This window comes from Pseudomonas sp. sp1636 (assembly GCF_030376615.1).
Classification (GTDB): Bacteria; Pseudomonadota; Gammaproteobacteria; order Pseudomonadales; family Pseudomonadaceae; genus Aquipseudomonas.
Genome location: NZ_JARRAB010000004.1, coordinates 172,212 through 185,883, shown reverse-complemented (window position 1 = coordinate 185,883; position 13,672 = coordinate 172,212). Strand labels below are relative to the sequence as shown.

The following is a 13,672-nucleotide window of genomic DNA, read 5'->3' as shown; positions in this document are numbered from 1 at the left end:
CATGCTCTCGGATCAGTTGCTGCGGATTTTCTCGACGATGGCGGTGGTCGAGCTGTTCTCCACCAGGCCCAGCACCCGCACTTCGCCACCGTAGGCGCTGACAATCTCGGCGCCGACCACCTGCTCAATGCCATAGTCGCCGCCCTTGACCAGCACATCCGGTTTGACCTCGCGCAGCAGGTTTTCCGGGGTGTCTTCGCTAAAGCTCACCACCCAGTCCACCGCGCCGAGGCCGGCGAGCACGGCCATGCGCCGATCCACCGCATTGATCGGTCGACCGGGGCCTTTCAGGCGGCTGACCGAGGCGTCGTCGTTGACCGCCAGCACCAGGCGATCGCCTTGGGCACGGGCCTGCTCCAGATAAGCCACATGGCCGGCATGCAGGATGTCGAAGCAGCCGTTGGTGAAGACGATTTTCTCGCCATGGGCGCGGGCATCCTCGATGGCGAGCAACAGTTGTTCCGGGCTCAGCACACCGCGTTCGGAACCCGCCTCGCGCTGGATCGCCCGACGCAACTCGGGAGCGCTGATGGCGGCGGTACCCAGCTTGCCGACCACGATACCGGCGGCCAGGTTGGCCAAAGCGACGGCCTGGGGCAATTCCTCGCCAGCCGCCAGGGACGCCGCCAGGGTCGAAATCACCGTATCGCCGGCACCGGTGACGTCGAACACTTCCCGGGCACGGGCCGGCAGGTGCAGCGGCGCATGCGCGGGGCGCAACAGGGTCATGCCGTGCTCGCCGCGGGTGATCAGCAGCGCACCCAGCTCCAACTCGTGCATCATGCGGGCGCCCTTGGCCACCAGCTCGGCCTCGTCGACGCAATGGCCGACGATGGTCTCGAACTCATGGAGGTTCGGCGTGATCAGGCTGGCGCCGCGATAAATCGAGAAATCCTTGCCCTTGGGGTCGGCCAGCACCGCAATACCCTTGGCCCGCGCCGCCTGGATCAGTGCCTGATGGTTCCTCAGCGCGCCTTTGCCGTAGTCGGACAGCACCAGCACCTTGACCCCGGCCAGCTGCTGCTCGACTTGCACGGCCAGGGCCGCCGCATCGGTATTGAACGGCTCTTCGAAGTCCAGCCGCAGCAACTGCTGGTGCCGGCTCATGACCCGCAGCTTGACGATGGTCGGCTGCGCGGCAATCCGCTGAAAACAGGTTTTCACCCCCACGGCCGCCAGGCTATTGCACAGGCTCTCGGCCGCCTCGTCGGCACCGGTCACGCCCACCAAAACGGCCGGCGCACCCAGCGCGGCGATGTTCAACGCCACGTTGGCGGCACCGCCCGGACGGTCTTCGATCTGCTCGACCTTGACCACCGGCACCGGCGCCTCCGGCGAAATCCGCGAGGTGCCGCCGTGCCAATAACGATCGAGCATGACATCGCCCACCACCAGAACGGGGGCTTGGTCGAAACGGGGCATGGACAACTTCATGGGGGCTCCGGGAGCGGCAAAATCGCCGCGAATCATAGCATGGAGAGGGTAACGGGCCGATCTCACTCGTCGAGCGCACGCACCCAGAACAGTTCGTGGCGGCGCACGGCCTTGCGGAAGAACTCGTCCTCACCGCTGGCCGGCCAGCGGCGTCCGGCCAGTACACGCTGGATCACTCGGCGCAGGCGTTTCTTGGCCGGCAAGCGGCCCTGCAGATCATGCTGCATAGCCAGGGCCATGGCCTTGTCCACTTGCACCTCGGCGCTCAGGCTCGGGCTCCACAAGCCGTCCGCCGGCAGACTCTCGATGGCCGGCGGCAGGGCGATGCCCATGCCCGCCGAGCCCATCGGCCAACGGTCGTTGTCGTGCAGGTGGTTGGCGTACAACAGCAAGGTCTTGGGTTTCCAACTGCTCAGCTCGATGGCCTCGAGCAGCGCCTGGGTGCTGGCCACATGGTCGCTGTGCGGATCCAGCTGCGGGTGCGGGGTGACGATCGCCTCCGGGCGGAAGTGTTCGAGCAAGGCCACCAGGTCGGCCAACAGATTCTGCCAACTGGGTACACCATCGGCATCGCCGGGCAGCGTCAACGGGTTATGCCGGCGCACCGGGCGCGTATCGCCGTCCCCGGAGTCGCGCGAAGCGAAGCCCTGCTCCGGCTGCAGCGCCATCGCCGGCAATTGCAGGCAGTAATAGCCGAGCTGCGCGCAACGCGCCTGCGGCACACCGCCCCATAGCGGTATGGCCAGGCTGTCCCAGGCGCGCAGGCGGCCCTTGAGACGCGCAGCGGCGACCTGGCCCAGGCCCAGACGGCGATAGGCGTCGGCCTCGATCTCGCCCTGAGTCAGGGTGACGATACTGGCCTCGGCAGCCCGGCTATAGAGGCCGAAGGCCGCCAGCTCGGCGTCATCGGCATGCGGCGCAATGACCATCAAGCGCCGACTGGCATAGTCGGGGTTAGTCAATGCATACAAGGTGCCGGTCTGCGCCAGGCGGCAAAAACGCCCGCGCAACTGCAGTTGCCCGCTGGCCAACGCCTCGCCTTGCCCGGAAAGATTGAGGTAGCGCTGGCCGCCAACCCCACGCTCGAAGTCCTGGCGATCGTCGCCCAACAGCACATAGGGATCGAGCCAGCGGCCCAGCCAGTTCGCCTCGATTCGCAGTTGCAGAATCAGGCAATCGGCCGCCGCGAAGTCGCCGTCGACCTGCAGGCAAGCGCCGGCAAGGCGCGCGGCAAACCGCGGCGTTGCAGGCGCAAAGTCATAGCGATAGTCGTCGCGCGGGGCATAGAACAGATGGTCGGCGAACCAGGCCTCGTGCGCGACCCAGCCCAGCACCAGCAGAATGGGCAGCCACCACCAAGCGACGAACACCCCGCATACCGCCAGCAGCAGCAAGGCCAGCACCAGGGCGATGCGCTTTTGCCGGCGATGGCGGCTAAGAAGAGCTTGCTTGCGTCCAGACATATTCAAACCTGATAGACCGGCACCCGGTTGCACCAGCGATCTTTATATTCCCGATCGGCACGCCCAAAGGAGTAGCGCAGCGGCTTGCCGATGGCCCGCGCCTCGGCCCAGGCGCTCTGGGTGTTGATAAAACTCAACACGCTGCCGGGGCTGAACTCGCGGTTTTGCGGGTCGACGCCGCCATTGATGTACTCCAGGCTGACCCACTGCGGCGCCTCGACCCGATAGAGCACTTGAATGGCCACCGGCTCGTCATTGAGGTAAATCAGCGAACCGGTGATGAACTCGCGCATCAAGGCGAAGACCTCGGCCAGGTGCGCCTGGCCGGTGGCCTCGAAGCCCCAGCGGCGCTGGAACAGATCGGCATATATCCGCGCCTGCTCGGCAGCGGACAGCTCCAGCATGGGCCGGATAACGCCGCCCGCCTCTTCCAGCAAGCGTTGCTCGCGGCGCTGGTTGTAGCGGAACTTCTTGCTGTATTGCTCCGGCTCACGGGCCAGGGCCAAGCCTTCCGTCTGCTCGCGCAGGGTGCTGATGCGCCCGGCGTGCAGATCGGACAGGTAGCGCGCCTTGTGCCGCAGCGGCACCTGCGCGACCGCGGCCAGCGGCACAATAATCTCGGCATTGCCCAGATCGAACAGGCCGCGCTTGCCCTGTTGCTTCAACACATCCTTGGACAAGGCCAAGTGGCGACCCCAGGTCGGCAACGCCGCCTGCAATTCCCCCTGTTGCAACCAACCCAGATAGCGCACCGGGATGCCCGCCAAGCAGGCCAACCGCTCGACCACCTGAGGATGAGTCGCCACACTGCCGCCGAAGCGCTGCCAGGCCTCGGCATAGGCGGGTGCATCAATCGGCGTCCAACCCTGCTCACGCCAGGCGCGCAAATGACTCAGCATCAAGCGCCCTGCTCTACCGGGACGAGCTCATCGCCTTCGGTAAACTGCCTGGAGTGCAGGCGGGCGTAGTAGCCATTCTGCGCCAGCAACTCGCGATGGGTGCCGCGCTCGACGATGCGCCCCTGATCCATCACCAGAATCAGGTCGGCCTTCTCGATGGTGCTCAGGCGATGGGCGATCACCAGCGTGGTACGCCCCCTCATCACCTCGTCCAGCGCCGCCTGGATATGCCGCTCGGATTCGGTATCCAGCGCCGAGGTGGCCTCGTCGAGAATCAACACGGGAGCATCCTTGAGCAAGGCCCGGGCGATGGCCAGGCGCTGGCGCTGACCGCCGGAGAGCAGCACGCCGTTCTCGCCGACCAGGGTGTCGTAACCCTGCGGCATCTGCTCGATGAACTCGGCGGCATAGGCCGATTCGGACGCCTTGCGCACATCGTCCAAAGGCGCACCGGCCAGATCGCCATAGGCGATGTTGTTGCTGACGGTGTCGTTGAACAGGGTGACGTGCTGGGTGACCAGGGCGATATGCCGGCGCAGGTTGCGCAGGTTGTAATCCTCGACATCCAGCCCATCGAGCAGAATCTGCCCCTGTTCATGATGGTAGAAGCGCGGGATCAGGCTGGCCAAGGTCGACTTGCCGCTGCCGGATCGACCGACCAGAGCGATCATCTGCCCCGGCTCGACGCTGAAGGAAATATCTTTGAGCACCGGCGTCTCGGCGCCCGGGTACTGGAAGCTCAGGTTAGCCACCTCAAGACGACCACTGACTTGCTCACGCTCCTGAGTACCGTGGTCAGTCTCCGGGGTTTCATCGAGCTGTTCGAAGATGCTCTCCGCTCCCGCCACGCCCTTCTGAATGGTGGAACTGACTTCCGAGAGCTGACGAATGGGCTTGGGCAGCAAACCGGCCAGGGTGATGTAGGCCACCAGATCGCCAGCCGACGCATCGCCGCGCATCAACAATACGAGGAACATCAACACAGCCATGGCACTGTAAATCACCAACTGCAACATCGGGGTATAGACCGCCGAAGTCTTGGTCATACGCAACTGCTTTTCGGTATTGCTCTGGCTCGCCCCCAGAAAACGTGTTTGCTCATAGGCTTCACCGCCGAAACTGCGCACTACCCGGTAACCCTGAATGGTTTCCGAGGCCACATGGGTGACATCGCCCATGGCCACCTGAATTTTCTTGCTCTGCTTGCGGAATTTCTTACTCGCGCTGCTGACCATCACGCCGATCACGGGAAGAATGGCGACCATCACCAGAGTCAGCTGCCAATTCATCCACAGCAAGGTGGCGAAGAGGAAGATCACCGTCATCCCCTCGCGCACCAGCACCTTGATCGCATCGGTAGCGGCCCCGGTGACCATAGTCACGTTATAGGTGATGCGAGAGATCAAATGGCCCGAATTGTGGCTATCGAAATAACGATTGGGCAGGATCAGCAGATTGTTGAACAACGCCACGCGCAAATCGTGCACCAACCCCAGCGATACCTTGGCCAGGAAGTAGTTGCCCAGATAGGAGCCGACCCCTTGCCATAAGGCGATCAGCACGATCAGCAGCGGTACCGCCTCGACCAGCTGAAGATCCTGAAGGTAGGGAACGTTCGGAAACAGGCTGGCGTCCGGATTGGCCAATCCGTCAACGAAGTACTTGAGGATGTAGCCAAGCATCGGCTGGGTAGAGGAGAAAATCAGAAACCCCAGGATGCTGATGGCGAACAGCCCCCAATATGGCACCACATAGTTCAGCAAGCGCCAGTAAATCTTCAGACTGGTTGCGTCCTGCGACTTGGAAGAATCAGCAGACATCATTCGGTGACCTTGCTACAAAGTGGCCGACATTCTAGCAGGCTGTAGGCACCGCCTGTGGAATGGCCAAGCTTCGGCTATTGAGGCATGATCGCCAGCCCGCCAAACTTGAGCCAGGACAAATGACCCTTTCCCACCACATCAGCTCGATCTCCAGCCAACAACTCGAGGCCCTGGGGCGCGGCGGCCAGGTGCTGGAGCAGGACAGCCATGGCCCCAAGGTGATCCGCCAGAGCAACGGGCGGATGCTTAAAATCTTCTACCCGCGCAAAGGACTCAGCCTCTCCCGCCTGTTCCCCACCGCACTACGCTTTGCCCGCAACGCCGAGCGGTTGCGCGCATTGAGCATTCCGAGCTTGCAGGTTGAGCAGGTTTACCGCGCCGACAACCGCGTATTCGCCGCACTGTACCAACCGATTCCAGGCGTCACCCTGCGACAGAAGCTCGATACCGACAAGCGGCCCACGGAGCCCGAGCAGATCCGCCTGGCCCACTTCATCAATCAACTGCACCGCAAGGGCGTTTATTTCCGCTCGCTACACTTGGGTAACATCGTCGAGTGTCCCGATGGTCAATTCGGGCTGATCGACATCGCCGACATGCGCTTCTTCCGACTGCCACTCAATCGCTGGCAGATTAGCCGCAACCGTGCTCACTTCGAAAAGTACGTCGAGAAGGAGGGCCTACCCTTCCCTTGTCAGGCGCTCTGGGCCCTCTGTGAAAAATTGCGATAGCGATTGATGATCAAGGCGGCCGGCAGGAGTACCAACAGCCAGAGCTCGTCGGGATTGCCGATCAGCGAACTACCATCGAAGTTGAGCATGCAAAGCGCCACAAGCAGATATAGGCCCCAGGCATCGCGGCAGCACCAGGCACGCCAAAGCGTCAACAGCATTGCCGTCAGAAATAGCAGTAGCGCCGGAAGACCGTAATAAAGCCCCAAGGCCAGAAAGATATTGTGAGGATGCTGGATCGGACTACCGCCCAAAATAAGCGCCTGGGTCTCGTAGTCCAACCCACAACCGCTCAGCAGGCCGCAGCGCCACCAGTCCGCCAGCAGAATACCCCACAGCTCGAAACGCCCTGCATCCGCGCGGCGCAACAACGACTCGAAATGCCCGTCGTAGGTCAGCAGGCCGAGCAGGGCAGCGACCAGCACCGAGACCGCAAACACGCCCAGAAGCGCAGGACGTCCCGCGCGCGCCAGGTACCAGCCAGCCAACAGGACACCCAATACCGCAACACCAACCAGACCGGAACGGCTCTGCAGAATGAAGCCGATGCAGAACAGCATCAGGCAGAGGCCCGACAAACCCTCGATATAGCGTCGCTCGCGGATCCAGGCTGGTGCCACCAGCGCCAGGCAGCTTGCCAGCCAGATGCTGGTGTAGATGGGACCGGTCATGCGCCCCGGCAACCAGAGCACCCGCTGCCCCACGGCGTAACGGCCGGTCACCCAGTAAAGCAACGCCGACAGCACCACATAGGCGGTCAACGTCCAGAACAGCGCGCGCGCGAAGCGCGGGTGACGAAACAGCTCCGGACGCACCAGCAGCACCACGCAGGCGAGGAACAACATCACATAGCCAACATGCTTGAAGAACTGCAGATCGCCACTGATGGCGCCAACACCCAGCGCCCAGGCGAGGAAGGCCAGCCAACCCCACTCGACGCCCTGCAACGGCAGCAGGCGGCCCCGGTCGCGAAGCAACGCAAACAGACCAGGCAGCGCCACCAAGGCGTAGTACACGTTATTGACCATCTTCGCGGTCGGCAGCAGCAGAAAGCTGGCGATAAAGAGCAACAGCGCCAGGGTGTGGTAGTTCAATTTAAACCGTAATGATAACTGCCCAATAAACCCTCTCAAATCCACCATCCAATCAATACACCCGCGGTAAATGCCAACAGCAACTTCACTCTGTCCAGACGTTTGCGCTTGATTTTCTTCGAACGCTCTTCAGGCACAGCCACATGCTCGCCGAAGCCGGTGTGCAATACCGCATCGTTCTCCAGAATCAGCGCATGACGTTCGGCGTACAGGGCGGACAGCTCCTTCTCGCCCGAATACTGGGCGAAGGGAGCGGATGCCTGGTAATCCTTCAGGCGGCGCAAGCCGGGATTGAAGGAGAAACCCTGCCACTCGACCTTGCGCGAACACACCCGATAGCAGGCGATACCGTCCACGAGCCGGCGCTCGCCGAGATACACGTACGGGCTGTGCACTGCCAGGTCATGCGCCGCACTGCGCAGCCAGACCTGCAGCGCCTGGGGGTCGCTTTCCAGGAGGCGCTGGGAATCCTCGATGAATCCCGGACGATAGAACTCCCAGTCATCCTCGCAATGAAAGATCCACGGCGTTGCCACTGCCGCGTAGGCCGCATCGATCGAACGCAGCTGGCCCAAGCGGGGATTGTTGACCCAGAAACGAGTGTGGGGGCGCCAGTGCTCCGGAATGCAAGATTCCACCTGGGCACTGCCGGAGTCCTCGGTGATATAGACCGCGCGAATCGGCGCGGTATTGAAACGATCGAGACTTTCGAGAGTACGGCGCAACAGATCGAAACGCCCACAACTGGTCACGACGACCGTAATGTCACTGTCAGGAGAAAAAATCATCGGAGCTCAGTCCTTGTGAAAGCCGGTTGCGCTGATCGACCAGCGTGAACCTAATGCCCAGTCTGCGCCCTGTTCGGGCAAGGCAGCATGCCAGCCGGTCTTCCAGGCTATGAAATGAAAGTAGGGGAATTCTCGCTCGTCGCCCCTGTCGGTACGCATGACCCCGTTATCCCAGAACCAACGCTGCGGAAAGTCGAAGCTGCCATCCACCCAGGCGATCCGGCCGTTGGGTGTGCTGTAGGCCTCGGCAAATTCGCTGCGCCGGCGCCACGGGTTGGCCGCATCGAGCAGCCGGCGCAGCCCCGCCGGCCAGTTCTTGCGGCGAATGAACAGCCGACTGAAGGCCACCTCGTCGAATGCCTGGTGCCGGGGGTTCGCCAGCAGGCGGCGCCAGCCCTCGACAGAGCGGAACGCCTCGCGCATGCGCGCATTGTTTCTCAGCAGGCAGAAGTGCCCGGAGACCCGCCGCTCATGAGTGGACAGCAACTCATAGCGCGCCAGGCGCTGGTCGGTGAAGTAGCGGCGCAACTGCCCGTACACCAGGTCGATGTCGCTGAAACCCCAGAAATCGTAGCCTTCGAGCTCGTCGGCGTGAATGAACCCCAGCGCCGGCTTGAGGTCGCACAGTTTGTAGGGGCTTTCGGGCGCAAAAGCAATCTCCAACTTGGCACCCGCCTGCTGGCAATAATCGGCAAAGCTGATCGCCCTGACCTCGAGATTGTCGGGCGCTCCCGGCAGCTCGCCGCAGTCGCTAAACAGCAGCCAGTCGATATCGGGATTGGCACGGCAGCTGGCGACGAAGAATGGCATCCAGTGCGGCCAGCGGCCGAAATAAGGGATCAGGATTCGAATACGCATCATCCCAACCAGCTCCAGCGAGCGCGGATCCGCTCCGCGGTCGTCAGCGGCGGCTGCGCGGCGAGTGGCGGCGTCATGGCCTCGACTACCGACCGACCGACCGCGGCGAAACTGTAGCGTTCGGTGACCAACTGCTGACCGGCCCGGGCGATGCGTTGCGCCAGCTGCGGATCGCCGCGCAGGATCTGCAACTTCTGCTGCAATTCGGCCACATCGCGGTAGAGCACGAGATTGCCCATATCCTCGAAGCCGAGCGCCTGCTCCTCGGCGCCGCCCTGCCAGTAGGCCAGCAGGACGCAACCACAGGCCATCGCCTCGAAGTTCTTGATCATGTACTCGCCCATGCCGACGTCGGCACTGACGAAGAAGCGGATGCGATTGAGGGTGTTGAGGTACTCCTCTCCCGACTTGGTACGCGTCACCGTGAGGTTTTCCACCCGCCCCAACTCGTCGAGCAAGGCCTTGCGGCCACTGTAGGCGACGCTCTTGGTGCTGCCGACGAAGGCCAGCTCTATGTCGCGCTCCAGCCCCAGGTCGCGCAACAACGCCTGGTCATAGCCCTTGGGCACGAATACCGCGTCGAACCCCTCCTCGCGCAGACGCCTCGTCACCTCGGCGCCCGAACTGATGACCCTGGAACCGGGCAGTTTGCGGTAATGCTCGCTGAACTTCCCGGTGTACTTGCAGGGAATGTAATTCTGGTAAGCATCGTGCTCGAGAATCACCAGATTGGGGATCGAACGGATGAAGGCCACCTGCTTGATCTCCTGCTTGAAGCGCAGGAAGAACAGAATACGGTCGTAACGGGACAGATCCACCTGGTCGCGAAAGTAGCGCCTTAGATCGGCCTGCTCGGCCTTGTCCAGCCAGCGCAGGTCGCACTGGCAGCTGTCGGCAATGCCCTCATAAAAACGATCGAGAATGGCGCGCTGCTCGCGCTGCACCAAGAACAGAACATTCATCGCGGATGACTACTCCTCAAGTTGATCACCCATGTCCTCTGCGCCGGCGCGTGTGAGGCGGATGCGTTTGTACCTGGCCGCGGGCGCGTCGTGCCTGATCCTCCAGGATGCCAGGAACGGCTCGGGTTGGTTCAGGGGGTGCTCGAGCAGCGACTGTACGGGAGCATTCCACCAGGCGCTGTCCAGCAGCCCCCGGATAACCGCCTCGGCGTGGCGGTAGCGGATTATCTTCGCCGGCGTACCCGCGACTATCGCGTAGGGCGGCACATCGCGAGTGACCAGGGCGCGGGCGGCCACCACCGCCCCCGTGCCGACGACAATGCCCTCCAGCAGCATGGCTTCACGGCCGATCCAGACATCGTGCCCGACCTCCAGGGGTGGCAGCTGGGCGTCATACTGCAGTTCGGCCCTGGCGTGCTGGAAAGGGTGACTACTGACCCAGTCCAGCGGATGCCCCGCCCGATCCTGACCGAGGATCACGCCGCTGCCGATGGAGCAGAATCGCCCGATACGACTGACGTTGAGCAGCTCGGCCGAGCTGCGGATATAGCTCATGGCGCCAATGCTCAGGAACCTGAAGTCCATCTTCACCAAGCCGAGCGAGACGCCTTCCTCGAGCAGAAGTTGCGCGCGCGTCGCCAAGTCTGCCAGGCGGGGCGAAAACTTGATGCCGTGGCGCCTGAGCATACGCCTGCAACGGTACTCAGCAATGAGTCGCCTCAAAGAGCCTGCCCCTGTTCGCTCACGACCAGCGGCAAGCGCCAGAATGCCTCGGCAACCGCTCTATCGGAAAACAGCGTCTCGAGTCGCTGCAGCATCAAGGTGGCGCAGAGCGCTCTGTGCTCGGCGTCGAGTCCGGCCATGTGGCGCATGGCCGCCGCCAGCGCCGCGGCGTCGGCCAAGGGAAACAGCACCCCGACGCCCTCTATCACCTCGCGGCCACCGCCACAGTCGCTGCCTATCACCGCCACCCCCGCCGCCATCGCCTCCAACAGAACCATCCCGAAAGGCTCATGGTCGGAGGTCAAGGCAAACAGGTCAAATGCCTTGAAATAACGCCGTCCATTAGCCACCTGACCGAGAAAGCGTACGGACTCAGCCACCCCCAGTTCCTGCGCCAGCGCCTTCAGGGCTGACTCCAGGCGCCCGCTGCCCATAATTGCCAACAAACTGCCCGCCGGCAGCTGCGGCAATGCCTGGGCAAAACCGCGAATCAAGGTGGCCTGATCCTTGTCTGGATGCAGGCGGCCAACATTGCCGACCACCCAGGCGTTCTGCGGCAAGCCAAGGTGCGCGCGGGCCGCCTCACGGGAAACCTGCTCGGCCTGAACCGCAGCGATATCGATACGGTTGTACAGGGTTTCGATGCGCTCGCTCGGCCAGGATGGCAGGCAGGCGCGCATGTCGTTGCGCACCGCGTTGGAGACGCCGAGCAAGGCCAGACGTTTGCTAAAGAAGTTGGCGAACAGTTGCCGCGTGCGACGCTGGTAGTCGCCGAAGGCATGGTGCACGCCGATTACCGGCAGATCGCTACCGAGCAAGGCGACGTAGATCGGCTTGAAGCGGTGGGCGATGCACAGCTTGAAGTTACGCTGCGCAACGAGCCGCTTGATGTCGCGAATCGCCTTGAGCTTGAGGCCGCGCACTTCGCGGCTCGAGTAATCGAGAAAGATCACCTCGTCGGAGGCCGAGCCTTGCTCGACCTGCATACTCGGCTTGCCCGTCAGATACACGGTGCAGACCTTGTAGGGCGTATCGACGAACAGTGCCGCGTATTGACGGGCACAGTCGAGAAAAGGCCCATCATAGCCATGGCAGAATTGCAGTACCCAGGGCTGTTCGGCCGACGCCGGCTCAGCGCTGCTCATACCAGTCCTTGCCATCCTTGACCACCAGGATGTCCTCCATGATCAAGTACTGCAGGTCCGAGCCATAGAACATGTTCAGCGCATCGGTCGGCGAGCAGATCATCGGCTCGCCGCGGCGATTGAGCGAGGTGTTCAGCGACACGCCGTTGCCGGTGAGTTTTTCCAGTTCGAGCATCATGTCGTAGTAGCGCGGGTTGTATTCGCGCTTGAGCACTTGGGCGCGCGAGGTGCCGTCTTCGTGCACCACTTCGCTGACCCGGCTCTTCCACTCATCAACGACTTCGAAGGTGAAGGTCATGAATGGCGACGGATGATCGACCTTGAGCATCTGCGGGCCGACGGTGTCGAGCATCGACGGACAGAACGGGCGCCAGCGCTCGCGGAATTTGATCTGCTCGTTGATCCGATTGGCCACCCCGGGGATGCTCGGACAACCGACGATCGAACGGCCGCCGAGGGCGCGCGGGCCGAACTCCATGCGCCCCTGGAACCAGGCCACCGGGTTGCCCGCGACCATGATCTGGGCGATGCGCTGCGGCATGTCGTCGATCTGCTTGAACGCAGGCTGACTCGGGTGCTTGGCGCAGGCGGCGATCACGTCTTCGTTGGAGAAGGATGGGCCGAGGTAGACGTGCTCCATCTTCTCCACCGGCACGCCGCGGGCATGCGACACATAGGCGGCGGCGCCGACTGCGGTGCCGGCGTCGCCGGAGGCCGGCTGGACGAACAGCTCCTTGACCTCGTCGCGGGCGATGATCTTCTGGTTGAGTTTGACGTTCAGCGCGCAGCCGCCGGCGAAGGCGAGCTTGCCGGTCTGCTTGAGGATGTCGCCCAGGTAGTAATCCATCATCTGCAGCGCCAGCTTCTCGAACAGCGCCTGCATGCTCGCCGCGTAGTGGATGTAGGGGTCGTCGGCGATGTCGCCTTCGCGCTTGGGCCCCAGCCACTCGATCAGCTTGGGCGAGAAGTAGAAGCCCTTGCCCTTTTCTTTATAACGGCGCAGGCCGATGACGTTGGCGTACTCGGTGTTGATGATCAGTTCGCCGTTCTCGAACTTGGCCAGACGGGAGAAATCGTACTTGCTGGCGTCGCCGTAGGGCGCCATGCCCATCACCTTGAACTCGCCATCGAGCATCTCGAAGCCGAGGAATTCGGTGATCGCGCCGTACAGGCCACCGAGCGAATCCGGATCGTAGAATTCCTTGATCTTGTGGATCTTGCCGTGCTCGCCGTAGCCGAAGAAGGTGGTGGCGTACTCGCCCTTGCCGTCGATGCCGAGGATCGCGGTCTTTTCCTGGAACCCGGAGCAGTGGTAGGCGCTGGCGGCGTGGGCCAGGTGGTGTTCGACCGGCTCGATCTTGATTTGCTTCGGATCGAAGCCCAGTTGCTCCAGGCACCAGACGATCTTGTTGCGGTAACGCTTATAGCGCCGGTTGCCCATCAGGATGGCGTCGAGAGCACGATCCGGGGCGTACCAGTAGCGCTTGGCGTATTTCCAGCGGGCTTCGCCGAACAGACTGATCGGGGCAAAGGGAATCGCCACCACGTCGACGTCGCTCGGTTTGATTCCGGCCTGCTCCAGACAGAACTTGGCCGACTCGTAGGGCATGCGGTTCTTCGCGTGCTTGTCGCGCACGAAGCGCTCCTCTTCGGCGGCCGCGATCAACTTGCCGTCGATGTACAGGGCGGCGGAAGGATCGTGACTGAGAGCGCCGGACAGGCCAAGAATGGTCAATGCCACAGGTGAAGACC

Annotated in this window: 12 protein-coding genes; 1 reads left to right on the top strand and 11 read right to left on the bottom strand. The window is 62.7% G+C overall.

Going from position 1 to position 13,672, the window contains the following annotated elements; all coding sequences use genetic code 11:
* Window positions 1-12: 12 nt before the first annotated feature.
* The 4 genes from hldE to msbA all read right to left on the bottom strand — a co-directional run bounded on the left by hldE (window position 13) and on the right by msbA (window position 5,616).
* On the bottom strand, window positions 13-1,434 hold the full coding sequence (gene hldE, locus P8H27_RS05935) for a bifunctional D-glycero-beta-D-manno-heptose-7-phosphate kinase/D-glycero-beta-D-manno-heptose 1-phosphate adenylyltransferase HldE (RefSeq protein WP_289635793.1): 1,422 nt from the start codon (window positions 1,432-1,434) through the stop codon (window positions 13-15).
* A gap of 62 nt (window positions 1,435-1,496) precedes the next feature.
* Window positions 1,497-2,897, bottom strand: coding sequence for a PIG-L deacetylase family protein (locus P8H27_RS05930; protein WP_289635792.1), 1,401 nt, complete (start codon window positions 2,895-2,897; stop codon window positions 1,497-1,499).
* 2 nt (window positions 2,898-2,899) lie between these two features.
* Complete coding sequence (locus P8H27_RS05925; protein ID WP_289635791.1) at window positions 2,900-3,796, bottom strand: GNAT family N-acetyltransferase; 897 nt, start codon at window positions 3,794-3,796, stop codon at window positions 2,900-2,902.
* Entirely contained in the window at window positions 3,796-5,616 is a 1,821-nt protein-coding gene (gene msbA, locus P8H27_RS05920; RefSeq protein WP_289635790.1) for a lipid A export permease/ATP-binding protein MsbA, read from the bottom strand. The genes P8H27_RS05925 and msbA overlap by 1 nt, the downstream gene beginning before the upstream one ends.
* A 122-nt stretch (window positions 5,617-5,738) precedes the next feature.
* Here msbA and P8H27_RS05915 point away from each other — a divergent pair, with 122 nt between their 5' ends.
* Window positions 5,739-6,350, top strand: a complete 612-nt coding sequence (locus tag P8H27_RS05915) for a toluene tolerance protein (RefSeq protein WP_289635789.1) — start codon at window positions 5,739-5,741, stop codon at window positions 6,348-6,350.
* Here P8H27_RS05915 and P8H27_RS05910 read toward each other — a convergent pair.
* From P8H27_RS05910 to P8H27_RS05880, 7 genes are read right to left on the bottom strand one after another with little or no spacing between them, the layout of a single operon-like run.
* The gene (locus tag P8H27_RS05910; RefSeq protein WP_289635788.1) at window positions 6,314-7,444 is read right to left on the bottom strand and encodes an O-antigen ligase family protein; all 1,131 of its coding nucleotides are present in this window, start codon (window positions 7,442-7,444) and stop codon (window positions 6,314-6,316) included. The genes P8H27_RS05915 and P8H27_RS05910 overlap by 37 nt on opposite strands.
* Before the next feature lie 35 nt (window positions 7,445-7,479).
* Window positions 7,480-8,232, bottom strand: a complete 753-nt coding sequence (locus tag P8H27_RS05905) for a glycosyltransferase family 2 protein (protein WP_289635787.1) — start codon at window positions 8,230-8,232, stop codon at window positions 7,480-7,482.
* A gap of 6 nt (window positions 8,233-8,238) precedes the next feature.
* Window positions 8,239-9,093, bottom strand: a complete 855-nt coding sequence (locus P8H27_RS05900) for a DUF6625 family protein (RefSeq protein WP_289635786.1) — start codon at window positions 9,091-9,093, stop codon at window positions 8,239-8,241.
* Complete coding sequence (locus P8H27_RS05895) at window positions 9,090-10,052, bottom strand: glycosyltransferase (protein WP_289635785.1); 963 nt, start codon at window positions 10,050-10,052, stop codon at window positions 9,090-9,092. The genes P8H27_RS05900 and P8H27_RS05895 overlap by 4 nt, the downstream gene beginning before the upstream one ends.
* Window positions 10,053-10,061: 9 nt before the next feature.
* Window positions 10,062-10,739, bottom strand: a complete 678-nt coding sequence (locus P8H27_RS05890; protein WP_289635784.1) for a CatB-related O-acetyltransferase — start codon at window positions 10,737-10,739, stop codon at window positions 10,062-10,064.
* Between the two features lie 32 nt (window positions 10,740-10,771).
* Window positions 10,772-11,920 carry a glycosyltransferase gene (locus tag P8H27_RS05885; protein WP_289635783.1) on the bottom strand — a complete coding sequence of 383 codons (1,149 nt, stop codon included), beginning with the start codon at window positions 11,918-11,920 and terminating at the stop codon, window positions 10,772-10,774.
* A complete protein-coding gene (locus tag P8H27_RS05880; protein ID WP_289635782.1) occupies window positions 11,907-13,661 on the bottom strand; it encodes a carbamoyltransferase in 1,755 nt (584 codons plus the stop codon). Before P8H27_RS05880 ends, P8H27_RS05885 begins: the two co-directional genes overlap by 14 nt.
* Between the last annotated feature and the right edge of the window lie 11 nt (window positions 13,662-13,672).